17 protein-coding genes and 2 tRNA genes are annotated in these 25,612 nt (G+C 60.4%); 12 read left to right on the forward strand and 7 right to left on the reverse strand.

The window, feature by feature from the left end; all coding sequences use genetic code 11:
• The first annotated feature begins 96 nt into the window (after positions 1 to 96).
• The 6 genes from PW792_06555 (at position 97) to PW792_06580 (ending at position 6,374) form a co-directional block, all read left to right on the forward strand.
• Positions 97 to 173, forward strand: a tRNA-Met gene (locus PW792_06555).
• Between the two features lie 224 nt (positions 174 to 397).
• Complete coding sequence (locus PW792_06560) at positions 398 to 1,603, forward strand: BON domain-containing protein (GenBank protein ID MDE1161594.1); 1,206 nt, start codon at positions 398 to 400, stop codon at positions 1,601 to 1,603.
• Positions 1,604 to 1,850: 247 nt separating this feature from the next.
• Complete coding sequence (locus tag PW792_06565; protein ID MDE1161595.1) at positions 1,851 to 3,821, forward strand: peptidylprolyl isomerase; 1,971 nt, start codon at positions 1,851 to 1,853, stop codon at positions 3,819 to 3,821.
• Positions 3,822 to 3,978: 157 nt separating this feature from the next.
• Positions 3,979 to 5,559, forward strand: coding sequence for a 4-alpha-glucanotransferase (gene malQ / locus PW792_06570; GenBank protein ID MDE1161596.1), 1,581 nt, complete (start codon positions 3,979 to 3,981; stop codon positions 5,557 to 5,559).
• 103 nt (positions 5,560 to 5,662) lie between these two features.
• Positions 5,663 to 5,809: a hypothetical protein gene (locus PW792_06575; GenBank protein MDE1161597.1), complete on the forward strand. Its 147-nt coding sequence runs from the start codon at positions 5,663 to 5,665 to the stop codon at positions 5,807 to 5,809.
• A gap of 16 nt (positions 5,810 to 5,825) precedes the next feature.
• Positions 5,826 to 6,374, forward strand: coding sequence for a 3-hydroxyacyl-CoA dehydrogenase NAD-binding domain-containing protein (locus PW792_06580; GenBank protein MDE1161598.1), 549 nt, complete (start codon positions 5,826 to 5,828; stop codon positions 6,372 to 6,374).
• Positions 6,375 to 6,415: 41 nt separating this feature from the next.
• Here the strand turns inward: PW792_06580 and PW792_06585 are convergent, their stop codons facing one another.
• Positions 6,416 to 8,377 (reverse strand): M1 family aminopeptidase, encoded by a 1,962-nt coding sequence (locus PW792_06585; GenBank protein ID MDE1161599.1) that lies wholly within the window; start codon positions 8,375 to 8,377, stop codon positions 6,416 to 6,418.
• A 69-nt stretch (positions 8,378 to 8,446) separates the two neighbouring features.
• A complete protein-coding gene (locus PW792_06590) occupies positions 8,447 to 9,745 on the reverse strand; it encodes a lipid-A-disaccharide synthase (GenBank protein MDE1161600.1) in 1,299 nt (432 codons plus the stop codon).
• Positions 9,746 to 9,791: 46 nt separating this feature from the next.
• On the opposite strand from PW792_06590, the gene rlmN reads away from it, so the two are divergent.
• Both rlmN and PW792_06600 read left to right on the forward strand, forming a co-directional pair.
• Entirely contained in the window at positions 9,792 to 11,033 is a 1,242-nt protein-coding gene (rlmN, locus tag PW792_06595; protein ID MDE1161601.1) for a 23S rRNA (adenine(2503)-C(2))-methyltransferase RlmN, read from the forward strand.
• A gap of 28 nt (positions 11,034 to 11,061) precedes the next feature.
• Positions 11,062 to 12,354 (forward strand): S53 family peptidase, encoded by a 1,293-nt coding sequence (locus PW792_06600; protein ID MDE1161602.1) that lies wholly within the window; start codon positions 11,062 to 11,064, stop codon positions 12,352 to 12,354.
• 65 nt (positions 12,355 to 12,419) lie between these two features.
• Here the strand turns inward: PW792_06600 and PW792_06605 are convergent, their stop codons facing one another.
• The 4 genes from PW792_06605 to PW792_06620 all read right to left on the reverse strand — a co-directional run bounded on the left by PW792_06605 (position 12,420) and on the right by PW792_06620 (position 15,553).
• Entirely contained in the window at positions 12,420 to 13,025 is a 606-nt protein-coding gene (locus PW792_06605) for a GNAT family protein (protein ID MDE1161603.1), read from the reverse strand.
• A 13-nt stretch (positions 13,026 to 13,038) separates the two neighbouring features.
• Entirely contained in the window at positions 13,039 to 14,076 is a 1,038-nt protein-coding gene (locus tag PW792_06610; protein MDE1161604.1) for a YvcK family protein, read from the reverse strand.
• A 121-nt stretch (positions 14,077 to 14,197) separates the two neighbouring features.
• Positions 14,198 to 14,788 (reverse strand): hypothetical protein, encoded by a 591-nt coding sequence (locus tag PW792_06615; protein MDE1161605.1) that lies wholly within the window; start codon positions 14,786 to 14,788, stop codon positions 14,198 to 14,200.
• A gap of 123 nt (positions 14,789 to 14,911) precedes the next feature.
• Entirely contained in the window at positions 14,912 to 15,553 is a 642-nt protein-coding gene (locus tag PW792_06620; GenBank protein ID MDE1161606.1) for a DUF4254 domain-containing protein, read from the reverse strand.
• 47 nt (positions 15,554 to 15,600) lie between these two features.
• Here PW792_06620 and PW792_06625 point away from each other — a divergent pair, with 47 nt between their 5' ends.
• A complete protein-coding gene (locus tag PW792_06625; protein ID MDE1161607.1) occupies positions 15,601 to 16,710 on the forward strand; it encodes a glycosyltransferase family 9 protein in 1,110 nt (369 codons plus the stop codon).
• Complete coding sequence (hldE, locus tag PW792_06630) at positions 16,710 to 18,188, forward strand: bifunctional D-glycero-beta-D-manno-heptose-7-phosphate kinase/D-glycero-beta-D-manno-heptose 1-phosphate adenylyltransferase HldE (GenBank protein ID MDE1161608.1); 1,479 nt, start codon at positions 16,710 to 16,712, stop codon at positions 18,186 to 18,188. The genes PW792_06625 and hldE overlap by 1 nt, the downstream gene beginning before the upstream one ends.
• A 30-nt stretch (positions 18,189 to 18,218) precedes the next feature.
• Here the strand turns inward: hldE and PW792_06635 are convergent.
• Positions 18,219 to 18,294, reverse strand: a tRNA-Lys gene (locus PW792_06635).
• A 194-nt stretch (positions 18,295 to 18,488) separates the two neighbouring features.
• On the opposite strand from PW792_06635, the gene PW792_06640 reads away from it, so the two are divergent.
• The gene (locus PW792_06640; protein MDE1161609.1) at positions 18,489 to 20,900 is read left to right on the forward strand and encodes a cellulose synthase operon protein YhjQ/BcsQ; all 2,412 of its coding nucleotides are present in this window, start codon (positions 18,489 to 18,491) and stop codon (positions 20,898 to 20,900) included.
• Positions 20,897 to 25,519 (forward strand): UDP-forming cellulose synthase catalytic subunit, encoded by a 4,623-nt coding sequence (gene bcsA, locus PW792_06645; GenBank protein MDE1161610.1) that lies wholly within the window; start codon positions 20,897 to 20,899, stop codon positions 25,517 to 25,519. Before PW792_06640 ends, bcsA begins: the two co-directional genes overlap by 4 nt.
• Positions 25,520 to 25,612 lie beyond the last annotated feature (93 nt).

Consider the following 25,612-nt stretch of genomic DNA (forward strand, 5'->3'; position numbering starts at 1 on the left):
GCTGCAGCTTCTTGGTTGCCGCAATCCGCGAGATGTTGACCTGATTTGCACACCCTCATCTTTGACAAAACTGTAAATGCTGACTAGTCTTGGAAATGCGGGGTGGAGCAGCCCGGTAGCTCGTTGGGCTCATAACCCAAAGGTCGTAGGTTCAAATCCTACCCCCGCAACCAAAAATATAGAAGACGACAACGCCCCGGAGCTTTCAAGCTTTTCGGGGCTGATCTATTTGCGAGCATTCTCGGAAAGCGTAATTTACCCAGCTTCAGAGCAGTAGCGTCTTGCCGCTTATTTCACTTCGCATTCCACCGGAACTTTTGTTTCGGAACTGCGTCTGTATGCGTAGGGTAAAGGTGCGTCGAGCAATTTCGACGTACCGACTTCAAGGAGCAGGACGATGACGATTCGGGCAAACGTTCTCGCGGGAGCCATTCTGGTTTCGGCTGTTGCAGCTTCAGGGGCACAGACCAAGACCAATGTGCCGGACGCGCAGGTCGAGGCCAGCGTATTGAAAGCACTGGCTGGAGCGCCGGAGCTTTCTTCGCAAAACATTCAAACGTCGACAACTTATGGCGTCGTAACGCTTTCAGGCAACGTTCATGACGAAGCCATGCGCAGCAAGGCGGAAAACCTTGTCGCTCGCGTCGAAGGCGTAAAAAAAGTTGTGGACGAAATGGCGCTTGGCGACACGCCAGCGGCTAATGGCGATACAGCCGCTGCTGCGAACGCGCCGTCCGTGCCGGTTGATGCACAGGGACAGCCGCTGCAGTCTCAGGCCGATGGCAGCTACGCGCCTGAGCCTCCGCAGCAGGATGCGGACGCTGGCTACGCTACCACTCCGTCGACGGATCCGGCGTACTCCAGTGGATACCCCGAGCAGCCTGCAGGCGCTCCTCCCGTTCGCCGTCCTCTCGACAACGGAGGCCCCAACGGCTACTACAACGGTGCCCCCCAAGGGCCGCAAGCGGGGCAGGTCGCTGGTCGACCGGTCACCGTTCCTCCTGGAGCCCTGCTTCAGGTGCGCATCGATCGTGGCATCGACTCGAACCACATCGCCCCGGGCACGCCATTCAGCGGTATGGTGCTCAACGACGTGATCGGTTCGAACGCTGTCGCTATCCCGCGTGGAGCCCAGGTGAATGGCGTCGTTATCGACGCCAAAAAGACCAAGGAACTCTCCGGCAAGGGGCAACTCGCATTGCAGGTGAATAGTGTTGTTCTTGGTGGGCAGGTTTATCCCCTGCAAACCACAGTCTGGTATCGCATCGGCCGCGACAAAACCGGCAGCACGGTCGGGCACGCGATCGGTCTGGGCGCTGTCGGCGCTCTCTTTGGTGCCGCCATCGGCGGCGGGGCCGGTGCCGCCATCGGCGCAGGCGTCGGTGCGACGGCCGGTGTGGCTGCTTCGGCTGCCTCAGGTGGTGGTCGGGTGCTTGTCGCTCCCGAGGCTATTCTTACCTTCCACACGGATGCCCCCGCGGAGGTACGCACTGTCTCGCAGGCTGAGATGCAGCGCCTTTCGTATGCCGCAGGCCCCATGCGTCGTCAGGGCCCTCCTCCGGGCTACTACCGCCGGGGATACTACTCTCCCTACCCCTACTAAACGGGGTTTGGTTCTTAAGAAACGAGCCGCACCGCTTCTGGTGCGGCTTTTTCATGTGTTTTACCGGACAGGGGACTGCGATTCCCGTAAACGCCTGATTTATACTCGGCGGTGAGCCTCTCGCAGACGCAATGGCTGCTCCGTGGTCCGTTGCATTCATGTGTCTGCCTATAAATCACAAGGGGCCGGCGCGCTCCGTTCCTGCAAAGGGCGGTTCTGCAGCCAATTCGAAGGTCGTTAACTCAGCATGATCCGCACACTGCAGAAAGACAACGGCATCATCAAAGCAATTTGGTGGTTCATTATTGGCGCAGCCATCGTCACCATGGTCATCACGCTGGTACCCGGCATTTTCGACAACAGCGAAGCCAATGACACTACGGTATTTGCGACGGTTCGCTCTCCGGGCTTTTTGTCCCGCCTCACCGGGGACTCCACGCCGATCCGCAACGCGGACATCGATCGTGAAGTGCAGCAGCAGATGCGTCGCCAGAACCTGCCCAGTTTCTACGCGCAATTCCTCGCTTCGCGTGTAGGCCAACAGCAGGTGGAGCGTGCCGTACTCGTTCGCGAAGCCAACCATCTCGGCCTCCAGGTCTCCGACGACGATCTCGCCCGCGAGCTTCGCAAGGGCGTTTTCGCGCAGTATCTCTTCCCGAACGGCCAGTTCATCGGCCAGCAGAAGTACATGGACTTCGTCCAGACCTACTTCAACATCTCGGTCGCTGACTTTGAGACTGAAGTGAAGCAGGATCTTGAAATCCAGCGTCTTCAGGCTCTCGTCACCGGCGGCATCACTGTCTCCGACGCAGCCGTTCGCACCGCGTACCTGAAGCAGGGAACGAAGATCCAGTTCGACTACGCTTCGCTCTCGGCAGACGACATCAAGAAGACGATCAACCCGTCTGACTCGGATCTGCAGGCGTTCTTCAAGCAGAACGCTACGCGTTATGCGACCGCGGTTCCTGAGCAGCGCAAGCTGCAACTCATCTCCTTCTCGACCGCCGATGCTCCGAACTCGAAGCAGGCGCCCACGGAAGGCGAGATTCAGGGCTACTACAACGCTCACAAGGACCAGTACAAGGTGCAGGAGCAGGTGCAGACGCGCCACATCCTCATCTCGTCCCCCAAGACCGCTGACAGCAAGACCGATGCCGCCGCCAAGGCGAAGGCTGAGGATGTGCTGAAGCAGTTGAAGGCTGGCGGGAACTTCGCTGAGCTTGCCAAGAAGTACTCGGAAGATCCGGGCTCGAAGGACAAGGGCGGCGAACTGCCCATGATCCCGACCAGCTCGCTCGATCCGGCGTACGCCAAGGCAGCGATGGCCCTGAACCCCGGCCAGACGTCTGATCTCGTCCGCTCGCAGTTCGGTTACCACATCATCCAGACGATCGCGAAGGATACGGCGCACGACAAGCCCCTTAGCGAAGTCCATGACCAGATCGCCGAGCAGCTGACCAACCAGAAGGCTGCAGCGGCTGCCCAGACGTACGCGGCTCAGCTCTCGGCTGAAGCCAAGTCCAAGGGGCTGGCAGAGACTGCTACGGCGCACAACCTGCACCTCGTCTCGACCGACTATATCGGCCAGGATGGTGTGATCGGAACGCTGGCGGATTCGACCAGCGTGCTGAAGGCAGCGTTTGGCGCGACCAAGGGCGCAGCCCCGCAGGTTGCTTCGACCGGTGAAGGCTATGCTGTTTTCCAGGTGCTTGACGTCAAGGCAGCGCATGCTCCTGACTTTGCCGACTGGAAGTTGCACATCCTCGACGATTACAAGGACCAGAAGACACCTGAGCTTCTCAACCAGCAGCTCATCAAGCTCTCCGACCGCGCAAAGGCGCTCGGCGATCTGAAGAAGGCCGCTGCTGAGATGCACCTTGACGTCAAGAGCTCCGACCTCGTCGGCCGCGATGGCCAGGTGCAGGGCGTTGGTTCCATGGGCGGCGCCGCTGCGGTTGCCTTCGATCTGACGAAGGGCGCTATCTCCGGACCGATCAACAACGGTTCTGACGGCGCTGTTCTTCAGCTCACCGACAAGCAGCAGCCCACTGATGCGGACATCGCAAAGAACTTCCAGGCCACCAAGGACAAGGTTCTGAGCGAGAAACAGCAGGAAGCTTTCGGCATCTTTGCAGGAACGGCTATGCAGCGCTACGAAAAGGCTGGAGCCATCATTTACTCGAAGAAGCAGGCTCCCAGCAGCCCGTTCGGCAACTAGTTTTACCTCTCACCAGCGAGGGCGACGCTTCGGCGTCGCCCTCGCTTTTTGCTGTGAGGAATATCTACTGACAACACCAACCATCCCGTTCGCGCGCAGAGACGTCCTATGCTGAAAGCGGACAGCGTCGAACCAGCGCAGTCCAGGGAGATGCTCGTTGACCCCAGAGCGCGTTTCAGGTGTCCTTTGCCACATCACCAGCTTGCCGTCCTATGGCGGCGTTGGCGACTTCGGTCCGGCAGCCTATGAGTTTGTCGACTTTCTTGCAACCTCCAAGCAGCGCCTTTGGCAGGTGCTTCCACTCTCACCCACGGGCTACGGCTCCTCCCCGTACTCGGCGCTCTCAGCCTTTGCGGGGAACTACCAACTCATCTCGCTGGAGCACCTCGTACGCGATGGCTACCTGACATTCGACCGCATCGAAGGCCTGCCTGGCCACGATGGCGACTGTGACTTTGGCGCAGCCTTCGAGCGCAAGCTGCCTCTTATCGAAGAAGCCGCAAGTAACTTCCTCGACCATGCCAGCGAGGAGGCCCGCCACTGTTTCCAACGTTTCACGCAGGACAACATCTCCTGGCTGACCGACTATGCGATGTTCAGCGTCCTGCGCCGCCGTTTTGGCTACAAGAGCTGGAACGAGTGGCCCGATGAGTTCTGCCTGCGCAAAGCCGACAGTCTGACGCAGTTGATGAACGACTCCAGCCGCGAACTGGCTGTCGAACAGGTCATTCAGTACTTCTTTGACGAGCAGTGGAGCGCGCTCCGTCGATACTGCGCACAGAAAGACGTTCGCATCCTCGGCGACGTCGCTATCTTTGTTTCCTACGACTCCGCTGACGTCTGGACACACCCCGAGATCTTCGAACTCGACGAGAAGCGCAACCCGACCCGCGTCTCCGGCGTTCCGCCTGACTACTTCTCTGCCACCGGCCAGCGCTGGGGCAATCCACTCTACAAGTGGAGCCTGCTCGAAGAGCGGGGCTTCGACTGGTGGGTCGCGCGCATCCGTCGCTCGCTTGCGCTTTATGACTCCATTCGTCTCGATCACTTCCGCGGCTTTGAGGCCTTCTGGTCAATATCCGCCGAAGAGGAAACTGCGATCAACGGCCACTGGGTCAAAGCCCCTGGCCACGCGCTCTTCCATCGCCTCAAAGAGATCTTCGGGGACCTGCCGTTCATCGCCGAAGACCTTGGCCTCATCACACCTGAGGTCGACGAACTTCGCGAGTACTTTGGCATGCCGGGCATGCGCATCCTGCAGTTTGGCTTCGCTGACCGCGGCGGTCATTTATATCTGCCGCACCGCATGGTGCCGAATACCGTTGTCTATACCGGCACACACGACAACAACACCACGCTTGGGTGGTGGCGCGACGATGCCACACCTACAGAGCGTGCCAATGTCCAGACGTACCTTCATCCGATCGAGCATGATGGGCAGATTGTCTGGGCGATGATCAAAGCTGCGTCGTCCTCCGTCGCCAGCACCTGTATCTTCCCGCTGCAGGACGTTCTCCACCTCGGCTCTGAAGGCCGCATGAACGTGCCCTCCGCGCCGACAGGGAACTGGGCCTGGCGGTATCGCCGCGATGCGTTGCACCCCGATTTCTCCGCTCAACTCGCCGCCATTACGGAGATGACAGACCGCGACGGCTATCAGGAGCCTATTGAAGGCGAGGCTGCAGGCAAACCGACCGACAAGGCTTCCTTGCGGCTTGTCGAAAGCCCGCAGCTCTAACCTTTTCCTCGACATGCAACTCACAGCGTCGAGGCGTACACTAGCCGAAACTCGTTACAGGGAGATCCTCGAAGTGCCTCTTTCCGGTGAAGCAATCCGTACCATGAACTACGTTGACGACATTTCGGTCACCCTGCGTCGCATCCTGGCAACCGTCCCGGTTCTGACGCCAGAGGAGAAGGTTCGCGTCAGCGAGTACATCAAGAACTCTGAACCCGGCATTAACTCCATCCTCGAAGCGCTCAAGTAGTTCGGGGCTTCGCATTATGGCAATCACTAAAGTCGCCGTCATCGGCGCTGGAACAGCTGGCCGCGCCTTCGCTTTGCGATGTGCGCAGGCCGGCTTTTCCGTTGTTCTCGAAGACGTCATGCCCGCGAAACTTCGCCGTGCGCAGGACGAGTACGCCGAAGTGGGCATCAGCAGCATCCGCTTCGCCCTCACGGTCGAAGACGCGGTTCAGAACGCTGATCTTGCCATTGACTTCGTCCCTGATGACCTCGAATCGAAGTTGGAAATTTTCTCGCTACTCGATCGCATGGCGCCGCCGCGCACGATACTGCTCACGCCGACCGCACAGCTCAGCATCACCGACCTTGCAAGCTGCACCTACCGTGCAGGGAACTGCGTAGGCCTCCGTGCCGAAAATGGCGATCTGCTGGGCTCGCCCGTACTCATTTTGCGCTCGCGCTTTGCAGAGGTTGAGGTGTTGCAGGATGTGCTCGCATTTGCGATCCAGCTTGGCCTCAATGCAGAACTCTCCGCAGATATAGAACAGCCGCAACTCATGAAGAATGTGCTTCGGCCGGAGCTTTAGACCTTTGTCGGCACATCAGCTTAGGCTTATGCCTGATGTAGCTAGTCGTTCTCTGCGGCTGGCTTGTACGGCTTCTGCGAGTACGCTCGTGCTTCGTTGATCGCGCCCTGGGTATTGTCGTTGGTCTGAATCGCCTGGCGATACTCGTTCACCGCGCGCTCGCGCTGGCCGGTAATGTCGAAGATCTTGCCGAGGTTCACGTGGCACCAAACCTCCGTCCACTTGGGATCGCCATCCCCACGTAGAGCATCGCGGAAGCTGTTCGCCGCCGACTGGTAGTTGCGCTGCATCAGGAAGATCTCCGCCAGCCGGTAATTCGCCAGCGACGAGCCGCGATTGTCCTTCAGCGCCTTTTGGTACTCGGCAATGGCGCCGCTCAGGTCGCCCTGTGCCACATCTTGCTGCCCGCGCAGCACGGCAATCTTCACACTCAGGTCCGGCGAGCTCTTCAACAGCCAGTTCTCCGGGTCAATGATGATTCGCCGCGGCCTGCCGAAGGTCTCAATCGAGTACTTCGCGTCTGTGCCTGCCAGATCAACGCGACGGTCCTCCGTCTTGCCCTCGGTCTCCACGCGCAACTGCACCGGCATCGAAAACAGGTCGAGGTCCTGCGTCACGCTTCCAACTGTACGGAAGCCCTTGTTCTTGCCCAGCCGAAAGACCGAGTAGTTGTTCGTAAACTCCGGCGCTCCCGTGCCATCCAGCCACTGCGAGAAGAACGCCGTTAGCTGCAGGTTGGAGCTGTCCTCCGCCACGCGCTGTACTTGCGATGTACGTACAGGCTTATCGGTGAACTGTGTCAGCGTGTTGCGTAGAAACTTCAGGAAGACGTCATCGCCCATTTCCCAACGCAGCATGTGGAAGACCATCGCGCCCTTGTCATAGGTCGCGTCCTGAAACTGCGGCGAGAACGGGTCGCTGCGTCCCAGCGTCGTCAGCGGATCGGTGTCGTACGCCAGCGCGGCGGCGGAAGAGTCCTGCACGGCCGCCTGCAGCGCCGACTTGCCGTTCTGGTCTTCCAGATAAAGCAGCTCTGAGTAACGGCACATCCCGTTCGTGATCCACGCATCGCCCAGCGTCTGCGGCGACACCATCGAGCCCCACCACTGGTGCGCGACCATGTTCGTGGTCAGCCTCTGGCTGGCGGCGGGACGAAGCGCCACTACCTCCGGTCCCCAGTTCGACGAAACCGAGTCTGCGGGGAGTTCCACGACCTCCAGCTTGCCTGACTCTGCAGGACCGAACGCGTTGCTTAGGAACTCAAACGCCTTCAGTGTATTGCTGCCAAGGTTCTGCGCCTTCTCCTTGTTTGCTTCCGTCGTGTAGACCTTCACGTTCGGCACACCGGGAGGTGTTACCGGAGCCAGAAACTTACCTGCCACCAGCGTTCCCGGAAAGCCCGGCTTCGTCCAGTTGAAGGTGTACTCCATGCGATCAGGCGCGTCTGCGGGTTTCCGCGAAACGAAGCCCGAGCCCACCACGCGCTCATCCTTTGGCACCGTAATGTGCGTTTCTGCGGTAAAGCGGTCGGTATAGAGGCCCGGCAGGGCGATAGGGAACCAGCGCCCCGGATAGAGCAGTACGCTGATAGGGTCTTTCACTTCCACAAACTTGATGCCCGCCACCGGGCTGGTCGTCGCGTTCGGTGCGCCTGCATAGGTGAACGTCCACGTCACCGTGGAGCCCTTCGCCAGCGGGGTCGCCAGAGCGATGCTCACGGTTGAGTCCGCCGCGTTGCGCTGTGGTGTCAAGACCGCGTTGGAGCTATCTGTCACGCTCGTTACCTGCAGACCGTTGTTCAGCCCAAAGACAACGGAGTTCAGGTCGTCCAGCGTCGTGAACGTGACGGCGGCGGTTGCGGTCAGACGGCCGTTGGCGGGGTCCAGGTCGGCATGAATCACGTACCCGGTCACATCAATCTGTGCGCGAGAGGGCACAGCCGCAAAGACGCCGCTCGTCCCGGCAAACGCGAAGGTCAACAGCATGGCAAAACGCTTGATCATGAATCCTCGGAGCATGTTCCTGAGCCAACAGCCGATTTCTAGCTTAGACGCAGATGTTACGGCCACGGCTTACCCGCTGGCCAGTCCAAGTGCCCGGACCACTGCATCGGCGACGCGCTCGGTGGCGCTGCGGCCGGTCGTGGTCAGGCTCTGCCGCACTCCCGCCAGCCCGTGGAGCTGACGTTCGCGGGGTGCGCCTTCAACCAGCAGAGGAGCCAGCTCCTGTGCCACGCGTTGCGCCGTAAACCGCTTCTGCAATAGCTCGGGTACCAGTCGGTAACCCGCGATCAGGTTCGCCATTGCGACTGGCAGGTTACCCACTTCGTCCAGCGGCGTCCGCATCTCGGCGGGGTACTCCACCAACTGCTTCGCCAGGGCAAACGTTAGCGACGACACCTTGTAGACCACCACGAACGGGTTGCCAACCAGAGCTGCCAAAACTGTCGCCGTGCCGCTGGCGACGACGGAGGCCCGCGCATGGGTCATCGCTTCGCGAGCATCCGGAACCAGCGTCAGTCGTACGGCCGCAGCCTCCGGCCCGAAGTACCGCAGGTGCTCGCGGTTCAACTCGGTGATGTACGCGCGCAGGTCATCGGGCCTGATCGTCGAAGCTACGGGTAGCAGGAACTCGAACTGCGTCGCCGCTGCAGGTTGCGACGGCGTGTGCAGATCGTTGCCCGTAAACGTCGTACCGGAAGCCGCCGCGGCGATGAAGTCGCTCATGGCCAGCTCATGCAGCGCAGGCAGATTGGCACGAATCTCTTTCCACCGCGACCCTGGCAGAAGCGCAATCCACATCTTTTCGGGATCCAGCCCGAACCGCTCGGCGTACTCCTCGCGCGTGCTGGTCACAGGTGGCAGCTCCGTGAGCGGATGCCCTACGAACTCCGCTTCTACGCCTCGCGCGCGATAGAACGTCTCCTCAAAGGGAAAGATCACCATCATCCGCGAGACGCGTTCCTGCACCCAGCGCAGCCGTCCGCGCTTCCAGGCCCAGAGCTGGGGGCTGACGAACCAGATCACCGGAACGCCCACGCGGTGCAGGTGCTTCGCCAGCCGGAAGTTTACGTCCGGGAAGTCGATCAGCACGGCGACGTCCGGTTTCTGCTCGCGGATATGCCGCACCAGCTTCCGATAGCTCGCGTAGATGTGCGGAATATGCCGCAGAATCTCCGTCACGCCCATCACGGCGACGTCTTCCGCGCGGACGATGCGCTGCTGGCCCGCGGCTTCCATCTGCGCGCCGCCCAGCCCGCTGAACGACACTGCAGGCATCCGCTGTGCCAGTTCACGGAGTATCGCAGCGCCATAGGCGTCGCCCGAGGCCTCTCCGGCGGAAATAAAGATGCGCGGTGCTTGCTTGCTCAAAGACATTCTTGTCGAGGTTAGCAGCCGAGACGATATCCTAGAAAGGATGGAATCGCGCGCACTCTTCGGTATGAACCTCAACGAGCTCACAGAGCTCTTTTCCGCGATGGGCGAAAAGCCTTATCGCGCCAAACAGACGTTTGAGGCCCTCTACAAGCAGCGCGTCGCTTCCGTGGAAGACATCACCACGCTCTCGCAGTCTCTGCGCGACCGTCTGATCCACGACGACTGCAGCATCGGCCTGCCCGAGATCGTCCAGACAGCCAAGTCTGTTGACGGCACCGAGCGTTACCTGGTGCGCATGGCCGACGGAGAAACCGTCGAGACCGTCTGGATGCCGGACGGTGACGGCGGCGAACGCGGTGACGGCTCCGAGGCCGCCGACGAAGAGCAGGGCGAGCTTGTCTCCGCCGAAGAGGCCGTTGCTGCCGACGCTCCCAAGGGCTTCTGGGATAAGCGCGCGACGGGCGGTCGTCCTATTTCGAGCTTTGGGACGCTCGCGGCCAATGGCTTCCGCCGCGCGACGATCTGCATCTCGTCGCAAGTTGGCTGCGCGGTGAACTGCCAGTTCTGCCTGACGGCCAAGCTTGGCATCAAGCGCAACCTGACTGCGGGCGAGATCGCCGGGCAGGTTGCTGCCGTGCTCAACCGCCACCAGATCCAGATGGGGAAGGACCGCATCAACCTCGTTTTCATGGGGATGGGCGAGCCCTTCCTGAACTACGACCACTTCATCCGCAGCGTGCAGTTGCTGGCCGGTGGCATCGGTATCCCGGAGTCGCGTATGACTGTCTCGACCTCCGGCATTCTGCCGGGCATCGAACGCTTCGCCCAGGAGCCTACGCGGCCCAAGCTTGCACTCTCGCTCAATGCCTCGAACGACAAGGTTCGCGAAGAAGTCATGCCGATCACACGCAAGTGGAACATCGCGCAGCTTCTCGAGGCCGTGCAGAAGATTCCGCTCAAGACCCGCGAGTGGGTCACCTTCGAGTACGTCTTACTCGGCGGCATCAATGATCAGCCAGATCACGCGCGCGAAGTGCTGGCGCTGCTTGAAGGGATTCGTTCGAAGGTGAACCTGATCGTATGGAACCCCGGTCCTGGCATCGCGTACACGCAGCCCAAGCCTGCCGACGTGGCCATCTTCCAGAAGATGCTCATCGACGGCGGCATCGCGACGTATATTCGCCGTCCGCGCGGGCGCGATATTTACGCTGCTTGTGGACAGCTCAAGCGGACGCTCTCCGAAGATCGCCCACAGCTTGTAGAAATCAGCGCGGCCAGCTAAAGCGTTCGCATAGACTCGAGAGCAAATCATGAAGCTCGTGTTTGCTCTCGCTCTCTTCAGTGCTGTGCCGCTGTATGCACAGCGTGAGATTCCCTCCGTCATCACTACCGATGAGGCGCAGCCGACTGCACGCGTCACCGACGCTGTTCACCCGAAGCAGCACCCGGACAAGATTCTGCTGGGGCCGTGGCAGATGCGGCACTTCTACGCCCTCGAAGGTATACACAATCAGGGCGAAGGGCAGACGATCGCGATCATCGGGGCGCACCACAACCCGGTTATCGAGCACGACCTGCAGGTCTTTTCGTCGCGCTTCGGTCTGCTGCCGTGCACCTTCAAGAACAAGTGCCTGGAACAGGTTGCCGTCTCCGGCGCTGGTCCGTCAGGTTGGACGCCTACGCTTGGCCGTCCTGTCAACGACGATGGCAAGCCGCACGGCTACGGCGAAGAGGAGATGGACATGGAGTGGGCGCATGCCATGGCTCCTGCCGCTCACCTGATGCTGGTAGAAGGCCCCAGCGGCTCGTGGCCGGACTACGTGCGCTGCGTGCAGGCTGCCGTCGAGCATGGAGCCACTGTCGTCTCACTCTCGCTGGCCGAACCCGAGCGCGAAGACCACAAGGGCGCTTACCTGAGCAATAACAAGTACTTCACCGACCGCCGTGCGGTCTACGTGGCCTCGGGAGGCGATCACGCGCACACGGCCCGCTGGCCTGCTTCTTCGCCAGACGTTGTCGGCATTGGCGGAACGACGATCACCACTAACGCCGCGGGCGAGCGTCTGGGAGAGATCGCGTGGACGAAGAAGTCCGACAAGGAGCACGCGACGGGGACAGGCGGCGGAACGTCCATTGCCGTGCCCGAACCGCAGGCGCAAATCGCGTTTGGCCTGCCGGGCAACGCGCAGCACATGCGTGGAACGCCGGACGTAAGCCTCTACGCTACGGGCAAGATCGGGATTGCGGTCTACAACTCCAATACCAACCCCGAGTCTCATGAAGCTCCGCTGTGGCACCAGAGCGGAGGTACGAGCGCAGGAGCGCCGATGTGGGCTGGCCTGCTTGCGACGATCAACTCCATGCGCCTGCAGGCAGGGAAGAAGCCGCTCTCGCAGTTCGACGGAGGCTCGTTCGGCACAGGAACGCTCGCCGCGATCTATACCGTTGGCAAGCAGCACCCGGAGGCGTTCCTCGACATCACCGAAGGCACGAACGGCGATTGTGGTGACGAGTGCAAGGCTGGTCCTGGCTATGACTACCTGACAGGCCTTGGCTCGCCGAACGGCAAGGTGTTCGTGGATGCGATGGTGGCGCTGCCGTAGCCCCGCTGGTTGTCTTACGGCCCTGGGCTAAAGCAGCTCTTCTAAAAGGGGGGAGCCGGGCAGGGTTACGGCAAAGGAGCGCGGAGACGGCGTTCCAGCGTGTCCTTCGTCTCGGGCCACTCTTCGCGGATGATCGAGAACCACGCAGAGTCACGGTAGCTCCCGTCGGGCATGATCATGTGGCGGCGGAAGGTGCCTTCATACTTTGCGCCGAGCCCCTTGATCGCAGCCTGCGAGCGCAGGTTCGCGGCGTGGGCCTTCAGGGCGATGCGCTCGAGGCCGAGCGTCTCGAAGCCGTAGCGGAGTTGCAGGTATTTGGCCTCGGCGTTCACCTTCGTTCCGCGCAGTTCGGGAATGATCCAGCTATTGCCGATCTCGACGTTGCGGTCCTTGAGGTTGACGTCCATGAAGCGTGTGCCGCCTGCGAGGGTCTCGCTGCCGTCGGCGTTCTTCGCGTAGGTTACCCAGACCATCATCTTGCCCAGCCTCTCCTGCTCCCAGCCGTGCTCGGCCCAGTGCTCGAGATCGGCGCGTGTGAGCAGTGGCGCGACCATGAACTTCCACGTCTGCTCGTCGAGCGCGATGCGCTCAAGCTGGTCGAGATGGTGAGGCCGCAAAGGCTCGAGGCGAACGTGCTGGCCTTCCAGGATGGGTGTCTCGGGTGTCGACATACTGACCTACAGCTTAGCGCAAGGAGCTGCGCGATTGTGCGAGCGCCAGAACGCGCTCCGCAACGTTGTCGTAGTTGTGGCGAAGAACCTCGGCCTCGTGGACGAAGCTGCCGACGATGGGCTCTACACCGAGCGCGCGGACGCGTTCGAGGTCGGCTTCGATCGGAGTCTGGCCTTCGCGGGCGTACTGCTCGCGGGTTGCTGGCAGGATGGGCGCGGTGTTGATGAGGGCGTAGTCGAAGATCCGCGCGTGTGCGTGGTTGAAGATCTTCTCGATGTGTTCGGCGGCGGAGAGGCCGAGCGACTCGTTGGCCTGCGTCATGAGGTTGCAGATGTAGACGCGGGTGGCGGAAGCGCTGCTGAGCGCTTCCGGGATGCCCTGCACGAGCAGATTGGTGATGAGCGAGGTATAGAGCGAGCCCGGGCCGATGGTGATGAGGTCGGCGGCGGCGATGGCTTCCAGTGCCTCGGGCATCGGGGCGGCGTCGATCGGATCGAGCTTCAACTCGACGATCGAACGCTTCGACTTTGTGATGTTCGTCTCGCCGCGGACGATGGAGCCGTCGTCCATCTCTGCGCTGAGCGTTGCATTCACGGTCGTGGACGGGTAAATGCGGCCGCGGGTGGCGAGGATCTGGGAGCTGGTCTGTACGGCCTGAGCGAAGTCGCCGGAAATTTCGGTGAGGGCGGCGAGGAAGAGGTTCCCGAAGCTGTGTCCCTGCAGGTCTCCATGCGAGAAGCGATGCTGGAAGAGCCGCGAGAGCAGGTGCTCGTCTTCGCTGAGGGCGACGAGGCAGTTGCGGACGTCGCCGGGTGGCAGCATCTTGAGCTCTTCACGGAGGCGGCCGGAAGAACCACCGTCGTCAGTGACAGTGACGATCGCGGAGAGGTCGTGGATGGCGCAGGCGGATTCCTTGCAACGGGAGTCAGCCGGGAACGGCGATCCGGGAGGAGGGGGGACGAAGCGTTTGAGGCCACGCAGCAGTGTCGAAAGTCCGGTTCCTCCGCCGATGGCGACTACGCGGAGAGCTTGCTGGGAGGATGCCTGCATCGTGCTCCAGTGTAAGGCAACGGGGCGCTGTGAGGTGTCGTGCCGAGCGTAAAGTGTAGAGCGCAAAGGCGACACCCTCGCCACAAGGCGAGGGTGTCGGAGGTCGTGAGCCTGGTTGAGGCTACGCTTCCGGGTAGAGCAACTCGGTGAAGCGAGGATCGTCGGCAACGGAGTCGAAGTCCGAGTCCGAACGGGCCTGGAAGCGGTTCTGCGCGTTCAGGCGGATCGCCTCGGTGAGATGCTCGATGCATTTAGAGCTGTCGCCGGTCATCGACGAGAGCAGCGCCAGGCCGTAGAAGGCGTAGTCGGCTTCCTTGTCCTTGAGCAGAATTTCGTTGAAGTGCTCGCGGGCGTCCTCGTAGTGGCCTTCGTTCAGCAGTGAGATGGCGTAGTCGTACCGCTCTTCATGGCTCTTGAACTCGGTCGTGCCCTTGGTGATCTGCGCGACGCAGGCCGCGATGTACATGCGGATGCGATCGGCGAGGTCGTTCGGAGCTTCGGTGAGCATCTCGGTGAAGGCTGCTTGCGCCTTGTCGTACTTCCCGGACTGCATCAGCTTGAGGGCGCTCTCGTAGAGAGCAAGCACGCTCTTGCGGGCAGCGTCCTCCGGCAGCGTGCCAGCCAGTGTTTTGGCCGTGCGCTTGGGCTTGGTGGAAGCATCGACTTTGGGAGAAACGACGGACTTGGAGGCAGTGCTGGACTTTGTGGCCATGAAAGAGAAACTCGTGGTCTTGCTAAGTGAAAGAGAATCGAAGGAAACGACTGTCTGGGTTTTATACGAGGGTAGCGGACTCGCGGTCAACTCGGCGGAGAAATGGGCGGAGGTTGCGGGGGCCTAATCGGAAGCATGACGACCGGGAATTTCGTCAGGGGAGCCGGTTGTTGGGGTCTCGCCTCGACCATATAGGACGGGATTCAGGGTCGGATCGTTGTACATCTTCATCTGACGATAGAGCTTGAAGCGGCGGTGACCGGAACGAATCTCTCCCCAGAGCTCGTCGAGGCAGGCTGCCAGGTCGCTGCGTTGCTCCTGGAGGACGGCGAGGCGGCCGAGGTTGCGCTCACGGTGCGCCGGGTCGGCGTCGGCACGGTGGGCTTCTTCGGCGGTGTGGAAGATCTTCAACGACAGAATGGAGAGCCGGTCGATCATCATGCCGGGTGTCTCCGAATGCAGCGCGGCTGTGGCTGGCTGCTCGCCTGCTGCGTCCAGCAGGGCAACGTCCAGCCGTTCAGCGAGGTCGTTGCGGCGCTGGTTCAGCTTATCGATGTTGCGCTTCACCCCGGCGATGACGGTGTCGGCGGCCATGGGGTCGCGGGCTGCGTCTTCGCGGTGCCAGAGATCAAAGTTCGCCCGATGCTGGTCATGCACGACGCAGAGAAAGCTGCCCGGAGCGGGTTCGGCATAGGGCAGCCTGGCGTCGTGCCAGTGAGCGTTGGCAGCGTCGTGAAGGCGGACGATCTCGGCGGCGTTGAGCATGGGTGAGACCTCAGCATACCGCGAGTCACCGGGGTACACTCGTGCTGATGCCTGTCCGTGCTGCGCAACGCATTCTTGTCTATCGTTTAGGGTCGCTGGGCGACCACCTGATCGCCGTGCCGTGCTATCGCCAGGTGGGGCGAGCGTTTCCCGGTGCGGAGAAGAGGCTGCTGACCAATATTCCTGTGGCTTCGAAGGCCGCCGCGGCAGAAGCGGTGCTGGGTGGCTCGGGTCTGGTGGATGGCTTCGAAACCTATGTTGTGGGCGAGCGCAACCCTCTTGCGCTGTTGAAGCTGATCCTGCAGATTCGCCGTTTCGGCGCAGACACGATGGTTTACCTTGCAGGGCCGCGCGGCATCAAGGCAGCCCAGCGTGACCGCACGTTCTTTCGCCTTTGCGGTATCAAGCGCGTGATTGGACTGCCGCTGACCGAAGATCTGCAGCGGAATCTGCCGCAGGGCGTGACCCCGGATGGCCGCCCGATGGTGGAAGCCGAGGCCGACCGTTTGGCTCGTTGTGTGACGCCGGAGCTTGGTGATCCGGAGACGAAAAATCCGGCGAACTTTGCACCGGGGCTTACGACCGCCGAGCGGGCCGATGCCGAGCGATTGTTGGAGCCGCTGACGGGTCGGGCATTTTTTGCCTTCAGTATTGGGACGAAGAACCAGGCAAACCACTGGGGCCATGACAACTGGGCTGCGTTCTTCCGCGCATTGGCTGCAGAGCAGACAGACCACGCGCTGGTCGTGCTGGGCGCGCCGAACGAGGCGGAGGAGAGCGAGCAGATCGCCGAGGCCTGGCGTTCGGGCGCTGGCGGCATGGCGCTGAACCTCTGCGGAGCCTCTTCGCCGCGTGGCTCGGCTGCGGTCATGGAGCGGGCGCGGATGTTCTTCGGCCATGATAGCGGGCCGGGGCATCTGGCGGCTTCGGTAGCGACGCCGGTGCTGAGCGTCTTCAGTTCGCGTAACGTGCCCGGCCAGTGGTATCCGTACGGCGAACACGTACGCATTGTGCAACATTGGGTGAATTGCGGCGGCTGCGGGCTGGAAGTCTGCACGGTCGAAGGCAAGAAGTGCATTCTGTCGATTACTGTGAGCGAGGTTCTGAACGCGACTCGCGAGCATCTAAACAAAACAGCTATTCTGGCGGTACGGTGATGATTCAAGACGCGCACGCAATCCTGCAGCTCCTCGAAGGCGGTTTCTCTAACCTGACGATTCTGGTGGTCGGCGACCTGATGCTCGACCGCTACATCATGGGCGAGGTGGAGCGCGTCTCGCCTGAGGCCCCGGTTCCGGTTTTGCGCCACGCGCAGCGCTATGAGCGTCCGGGCGGCGCCGCGAACGTTGCGATGAACCTCGCTGGGCTTGGCTGCAAGGCCGTTCTGGCAGGCTTCTGGGGCGATGACGCGGAGCGTAGGGAGCTGGAAGCCGCGTTGACGAAGGCAGGTATTGAGGCGGTGGGGATGATCACCACAAGCCAGCCGACGATCTCCAAAACGCGCATCATTGGTCGCAATCAGCAGTTGCTCCGACTCGATATCGAGAGCCGCGAGCGCCCGACTGCAGGTGATCTGGCGCAGTTGCAGAGCGCGGCCGTTGCCCTGGTAGAGAAGGTCCACGCCGTTGTGCTGTCTGACTACGCCAAGGGTGCGCTTTCGCCGGAGCTTTGCGAGGCGGTGATTCGTGCGGCTCGTAGCCGGGGAATTCCTGTTTTGGCGGACCCCAAGACACCCGATTTTTCCAAGTACAGCGGAGCAAACTGCGTCTGCCCAAATTTGAATGAGCTTTCGATTGCGACCGGTGTTCCTCAGCATGAGTTGGACGCGTTGCTGGAGGCGGGAGCCTCGCAACGGGTGGAGCACGAGATTCAACACCTCGTGGTGACGATGAGCGAGCGCGGCATCCGTGTTCTCAGTGAGTCTGAACCGTTTCATTCGCCCGCTCGTGCGCGTGAGGTCTTTGACGTTTCGGGGGCAGGGGATACGGTGATCGCGACGTTGGCCGCAGGCATCGCTGGTGGCCTTAGTGTGCCTCGTTCGGTGGAACTGGCAAATCTTGCTGCCGGAATTGTGGTCGGCAAGGTGGGTACGGTGCCGATTGCCGGCCATGAACTGGTGAGCGAACTAACGCCTTCCACAGGGATCTCCGGTGCGGATAAGGTGTTGGATCGTCAGCGTATGGCGCAGCGTGTGGCCGAGTGGCGTGCTTCGGGAGACTCCGTGGTCTTTACGAACGGCTGCTTCGATCTGCTGCATGTAGGGCATGTGACGCTGCTGGAAGACTGCCGCCGCTTTGGTTCCAAGCTGGTGCTGGGCTTGAATACGGACTCGTCGATCTCACGGCTGAAGGGCCCGTCCCGCCCGGTGGTGGGGGAGAACGAGCGGGCACGTGTAATGGCTGCGCTGGCCGCTGTGGATGCGGTTGTGCTGTTTGAAGAGGACACTCCGCTGGAGCTGATTCAGGAGTTGCAGCCAGATGTGCTCGTCAAGGGCGGGGATTACTCCGTGGAGACCGTTGTGGGGCACGAAGTCGTGCACGCACGAGGTGGCCGCGTGGAGATTGTTCCGATCGTCGAAGGGTTTTCGACGACGAACATTGTTCGCAAGTTGTCAGGGAAGATGCCGCAGTGCTAAAACTGCACTGTCTTTGAGGCAGGGTCGATATGGTGAGCGGGCTGGGGCTCGAACCCAGGACCAACGCCTTAAAAGGGCGATGCTCTACCAACTGAGCTACCCGCTCGACCTCAAATAGGGTAACAGGATTGGGCGGTGGAAAAGGAATCTGCATCGCCAATGCCAGAGAATGGTCTGCCGCTCCGGTTGCATTGACTCGCTCTCTGTCTACCGATAGCCTCTGGGTAAGACTCTGTACTACCGTGTTAACACTTGGATTACCGGCGTCAGTGCAGACTCCGATTCACTCGAGGCAATGGGATGGACAACGAATCGCCTGAACTCGTAGAGGAATTGCTCGCCGGCGACACGCCGGAAGACGTTGCTGTTCTTTATTCGTGGGCAAATCTTCAAGGCGCGAAGTATCGCGATTTCTCCGCCTCGCGGCGTGAGTATCGAGCGCAGATGCGTCTGCGCGCCGTAGAAGAGCAGCGCCAGGCAGAGGCTCTTGCCCAGTCCGAGGCGGAAGCGGCCGCCTTTGAGGCCGAAAAAGCTGCACGCGAAGCCGAAGAAGCCGCCCGTTTGTATGAGACCGCCGCGCGTAAGGCTGCGGTCGCCCAGCAGCGGCGCGAAACGGATACGCAGGAAGCCGCAAAAGAGCGCGCTCTGCGTCATGCCGAAGAGATGAGCCGCATTGCGGCTGCAGAAAGAATTGAAGCGGCGCGCAGAGCCGAGGCCGTAGCTGCAGCAGACGCCGCAGCTCGTCGTGAAGTTCGCGAGATGGAAGAGGCGCGTGTCTCCGCCGGTCGCCAGGCCGCACGGTATGCCGAGTCCGAGGTTCGCCGCAAAGAGCTGGCCGGGCCCCAGCCAAGACTTGTTGGCGGTGAGATTTCAGATCCTTACAGCGGCGCTCAGCAGGCCGTACCTGGTCGAATTTTCCATCAGCCGGTCGTGCCCACCGACGACATGATGCCTTCCCGGCTCTCGCAGAGCAGGGATCGAGTCATCATTCCACCGGTAGATCCTGTCCATCCCAGTGCACGCACGCTGAACCATGAAGTGCTTGCAACCGGTTCTATGGCCGAAGCTGCTGCACTGGCTGCACGTGGAGCCACCGCCATTGAGCGGGAGGCCGAGAAGCATCCGTATCATCCTGCCGCTTCAGGTACGGTCCGCAGTATAGACCGCCCTTCACGCATACGCGCCATCAATGAAGGCTCGACCTCGGTTGTCCCCATTGCTTCGCGGCAGTTTCCTCCTGCTCTGGCCTCGTTGTCTTCAGGGGCTGTTCCGGTAGCGCAGCCGCAGGCCAGCTTCTCTGGTAGCGGATTCGTTCCTCCTGAAGCCCGTGCTTCCGGCTTTGTGCCGGTAGCTCCGGCTCGTCTGGAGCCGTCTTCCTTCGCAGAGGCCAAGTCTGCACGCACCAGTGCGATCCTCGGCCTAGATCTTTCCCCCGTGGAGCATGATCCTGAGCCTGTTGCTCCTGTGGTCGCATCTCCTCGTAGCTTCGCGATCCCGGAGCCTCCGGCTCCAGTGGCGGAGGCATCTCCTGAGCCGATTTCTCCTGGACAGCGGGCGTATCAGCAAGCCCGCGCCGAGGCTGCGGCTAAAGCAGAGGCTGCTATGCAGCAGTCGCGTCGGGTTCGTGGCTATCAGCCGGATGAGGCCAGCGGCTTCTTCGCGGCCTATGGCAGCGCTCGCGAGCGTGCCGTCGCCGCTCCTCCTTCTGGCATAGACATCCCTGCCGCCGTACCTGCGTGGCTTCATGAGTCTTCGGAAGTTCTCGAGGCAGCCGGCATTGACCCGCAGATCGCACGAAAGCGTGTTGGCAACTCGACTGTACCTCCTCCAGGGGATACGCTCCAGCGCTCACGGGAACGTGTCGCTGCGCGTTGGTACGCCCTTAAAGGCATCTTCGATTACGGCGTCCAGGAACAGATCGTCGAAAAGGCTGAGGTTGAGCCGCGTGATCGCAACGTGCCGATGGTTGCCGTCTTCTCCCTGGCAGGTGGAGTTGGCAAAACAAGCCTCGTGGCGACTCTTGGCCGTGCTCTCTCGGCAACCGGCGAGACCGTATTACTTACAGACACGACCTCGCACGGACTGCTGCCGTTTTACTTTGGCGCCAGCGAGCTTCGTCCCGAAGTGATGCGGACCTTTTCGCCGCCGTCGGGTTCGACCGACGCTCCTATCTGCCTCGTCAGCTATGACGTCTTGCAGAAAACGGGTGATATTGTGTCGCAGGAGTGGTTTTCGAAAGAGATTCTGGCGAAATCGACAGGGGTATCCCGTGTCGTTCTTGACCTCACAGCTGCGGCCCCTTGGGTGGCTCGCCGTCTGGGCAGAATGGATGCCACGATCCTCGTGCCGCTCGCTCCAGACATGAATTCGGTCATCTCTCTTGGTGCCATTGAGAAGTTCTTTACAGAAATCACTGATTCGTCGGGTAAAAAGGTCGAACCGGTGTATGTGTTGAATCAGTTTGACGCCTCACAGGCGCTTCATCTGGATGTTCGCGAGGTGATGCGCCAACAGTTGGGCGATCGACTGCTGCCGTTTGTCATTCGCAACGCCCCATCGGTGCCGGAGTCTCTGGCGGAAGGTATGACGGTAATGGATTATGCTTCGGAGTCGTCCGTGGCGGAAGATTACCGCAATCTTGCAGTGTGGTTGAAGACGCAGAAGGCCCCCGCTGTTTCGGAGCAGAAGACTGCGCGATGGAGTGAACGATGACCAGGTCTCCCCTTTGGCGGGAGTTTGAATCCGGAGAAGGTTTTGTTCTGAAGCTGCTAAGGATCCTGATCCTTGGCGGCGGTGTTGCGTTTTTGATCTTTGCCGGATATCTCCCGTTAACATGGCCGCAGCAGGCTGTACTTGGCCTTCTGTTGGTTCTGGTTGCCATCTGGCTAGACCGCAGCTCGAACTCTTACCTCATCACGCTGACGCTGATGCTGTTGAGCTGCTACGCCACGTTCCGCTATGGATTCTGGCGCATCTCGACTGTTCTTAAGTTCTTCTTTGACCCCGCCACGTCGCAAACCTGGACCGGTCTGGATGCTTTCTTCATTTGGCTGCTGGTTGGTGCGGAAGCTTACGCGTTTTCTATCCTGTTCCTTGGTTACCTGCAGACCATCTGGCCTCTTCGCCGCACACCTGTTCCGTTGCCCGAAGACCCTGAACTCTGGCCGATGATTGATTTGCTGATCCCGACCTATAACGAGCCGCTGAACGTGGTTCGTTACACGGCGCTGGCATCGATGAACATCGACTGGCCCGCCGATAAGCTCAACGTCTACATCCTGGACGATGGCAAGCGGGAAGAGTTCCGCGCGTTTGCGGAAGAAGCCGGCATTGGCTACATGACCCGCGATGATAACAAGCACGCGAAGGCGGGCAATATCAATCGCGCGCTGAAGCGTCTGGATGCTCCGTTTGTCGCGATCTTCGATTGCGACCATGTGCCGACGCGCTCGTTCCTGCAGTTGACGATGGGATGGTTTGGTCGCGATAAGAAGCTGGGTATGCTGCAGACGCCGCATCACTTCTATTCTCCTGATCCATTTGAGCGCAATTTGAACCAGTTCCGAACGATTCCGAATGAGGGCGAACTGTTCTATGGCGTAGTGCAGGACGGTAATGACTTCTGGAACGCAACCTTTTTTTGCGGCTCTTGTGCGGTCATGCGCCGTACGGCTCTTGATGAAGTGGGTGGCATCGCTGTCGAAACCGTTACGGAAGACGCACACACCTCACTGCGTATGCAGATCCGAGGATGGAATACCGCGTACATCAACATTCCGCAAGCTGCAGGCCTTGCGACCGAGCGCCTTAGCGGGCATGTGAAGCAGCGAATTCGCTGGGCTCGCGGCATGATTCAGATTCTGCGCACAGACAATCCACTGTTTGCTCCGGGGTTGAAGTGGGCGCAGCGGCTTTGCTACTTCAACGCGATGACGCACTTCCTTTACGCGTTGCCGCGCCTGATTTTCCTTACGGCTCCGCTGATTTATCTGATCCTCGGCCACACAAACGTCCCTGGATACTGGGCTGCTATCTTCGCGTACGCATTCCCGCATCTTGTGTTGTCGAACATGACAAACTCTCGTATTCAGGGTCAGCATCGGCACTCGTTTTGGAATGAAATTTACGAGACCGTTCTTGCGCCATACATCTTTTTGCCAACGATGCTGGCGATGGTCAACCCTAAGCTGGGCAGCTTCAACGTGACGGCAAAGGGTGGCGTGGTGAATCGTTCGTTCTTCGATTCGCGCATCGCGCAGCCGTTCCTTGTAATGCTCTTCTTGAACGCAGTGGGGTTGCTGTGTGCGATTCCCCGCTACATCATGTTTCCGGCGTGGGGCACAGGGTTGCCGTGGCCTCTTAGCAGCGCCCTGAACCTGCTGCACAACATGTACGACGGCACGCACCCCGGAACCATCGTGATGAACGTCTTGTGGACGTTCTTCAACATCATGATTCTTGGCGTGGCGACTGCCGTGGCCTGGGAAAATCAACAGCGTCGTACGACTGTTCGTGTGTCGATGGCGGTTCCGGCGGGTGTTGTACTGGCGGACGGCACGGCGGTGCAGGGCGTTACGGCTGATCTTTCAAGCGGTGGATGCATGCTGGAGTGCGACGCCCAACTGACGGCGAAGGCCGGCGATGCGATTCGCGTGGTATTCCCGGTACTCGACGGCGATGCCGTTCTCCCCGCAACAGTAATTGGGGTTGATGATGGCCACGTTCTGCGTGCCCAGTTTGATCCGTTGACGATTCAGGAAGAGGAAGCTCTGACGATGGTGCTGTATTCACGCGCAGATACGTGGCTGGGATGGGGCGAAGCCCGCGAAGCGGACCGCCCGTTGCACAGTCTCTGGCGCATTATTCAGTTGTCGATCGTCGGCTTGCGCCGCACGGTTGAAGGTCTCTCCCGTAGCAAAAAGCAGCCGAAGGGCAAGCTTGCTACCAGCATCGTGCCCATGCTTCTGCTGGCAATGATGCTTTTGCCAGGTTGGCATTCGATGCATGCTGCACAGATGATGCAGCCGAGCAACTCGGCCTTGTCTGGTGCGGCCGCAGGGCCAAACCTGCTCGGAACCACTTCGGCCCGAGGCCAAGGCCTGCCAATGGCGCAGAGAGGTACGTCGCAGGGGCCGATCGATTCCGGGCTTCAAGCTCGCACGGCACCTCCGGGACAGTTCGATAACGTCTTTTCACTGGCCGATATCGGGGTTCCCGACACGATCGTTCTTCGTGGTGTCGATGCGTTCCATTCGGTCTACTTCTCCGTGCCGCAGACGCAGGTGGTGAAGACTGCGACGATGAAGTTGAACTACCACTTCTCGCCCGGTCTGCTGCCCATGATCTCGCACCTGAAGGTGAGCCTGAACGGCACGCTTTTTGCGACGATTCCTGTCTCGCAGCAGCCTTCTGTCATAGGTACAGACGCCAATGATTTGACCTCTGATCAGAAGATCAACTCTGCCCGCATCGAAAATAACGCGATGTTGAGCGTCAGCATTACGATGCCCGCAGAGATGCTCGTACACAACAACGAGCTAGCCTTCGAATTTATTGGCCATTACACGCTGCAGTGCGAAGATCCTTCGCACTCGACGCTCTGGTCGCATGTCGACACCACCTCAACGATTGAGTTGGCTGGAAGCCTGCTGCCGCTTCAGAACGATCTGAAGATCTTGCCGCTGCCTTTCTATGACGCTTCGGTGAATCTGCATCCTTCTGTGCCGATCGTTTTCCTGTCGCAGCCCACACCTCGAATGCTTGAAGCCGCGGGCATTGTGGCTTCGTGGTTTGGTGTTCTTACGGACTATCGCCCTGCCCACTTCCCGGTCAGCATGGGCTCGATCCCTACGGGTAATGCCATCGTTCTTAGTACCAACTCGTCTGAGCTTCCGGCCGGTATTTCGGTGGCTGGATCTTCCGGGCCCACCGTCGCCATGCGTACCAATCCCGGCGATCCTTACGGCAAGGTGCTGGTTCTGACGGGCGATAATGCAGACGATCTGGTGAATGCGGCACGTGTACTCGCGCTCAGCCCTCCGGGAACGCTTACCAGCGACATGCAGCGCGTAACCCTTTCCGATCCTCCGAAGAAGAGTGAGCCGGATGCTGCTCCGCGCTGGTTGAGCACGGATAAGCTGACGCCGCTCGGCGATCTGACGCAGGGCAATGATCTGCAAGGTGATGGCAGTGTGCCGGTCAACATCTTCATGCGTCTTCCGCCTGATCTTTACTACGGTTCGAAGTCAGACCTCGCTTTCCAAATGGACTACCGCTACAACGGTGTTCCGCTGGCAAACGAGTCCACACTGCAGATGTATATGAACGGGGCGTATGTCTCTTCAACCCCAATGCCGCATGCGGACACGGCTTCGAAGAACCTGCAGACGATCGTGCCGGTCCCTGTGGTGAATATGCGGCCGTTCTCTAACTCGCTGATGGCAAAGTTCATCTTCCAGCTGGCGGTGAAAGGGAAGTGCCAGGACACCGCGCCCATGAACCTGCAGGGCGCCATCCTGAAGAGCTCCTTCCTGGATATCCGCAACATCCCGCACTGGGCTCCTTTGCCCGATCTGCAGATCTTTGCGAACGCCGGTTATCCGTTCACACGTCGTGCTGATCTGTCGGACTCGGCCGTGGTCATGCCCAGCAATCCAGGTGCGGAAGAGATCGAACTCTACCTCACCTTGATGGGCCACTTCGGCGCACAGACCGGATACCCTGTCGTCAACGTCTCGGTTACGGACGCGGACGGCATGCGCTCCGGCAAGGATTACCTTGTGCTGGGCACGATGGACGATCAGCCCGCTCTGGCGAAGCTGAACGACAATCTGCCTGTGCGTATCGAAAACGGTGGCCTTCGCGTGCAGGACACGCAGGGAGCTTTCGATCCCTTGCAGCATGCCTGGTGGAAGGTGAAGAGCTCTGATCATATCGAGAGCGGACAGCTTTCGACTCAGGGTACTCTGCCCGACGCGCTGGTCGAAGGCACGGAGTGGCCGCGTCGTTCTGGTCACTCGGTCGTTCTGATCGCGCTGCGTGAAAAAGGAGTTGTGCCGAACTTCCTGCAGGTCTTCCTAAAGACCTCGCAGTCGTCGGACATCTCGCAGTCGGTCAGTGTGCTGACCGGGAACCGCTTCACCAGCTACCGCATCGGCAATGAGATCTACCACGTTGGCTACCTTAGCCCGTTCGTGCGCATCTCCCTGCTGTTCTCCGAATTCCCATGGCTCTTGATCCTCGGCGCGGCTGTGCTTTGCTTCCTGATGGCGGCTCTGCTCCGTGCGATGCTTCGTCGCCATGCACGTCGTCGTTTGCAGGCCTCGGAGTAGCATTTCCCGGGTGAACAAATATCCGAAACGCGTCGGCTGGTAGCCGGCGCGTTTCCAACATCGCTTCGGACTCTCTTCCGACGCGTGGGGCGG

It is taken from the genome of Acidobacteriaceae bacterium (assembly GCA_028283655.1).
Taxonomy (GTDB): domain Bacteria; phylum Acidobacteriota; class Terriglobia; order Terriglobales; family Acidobacteriaceae; genus Granulicella.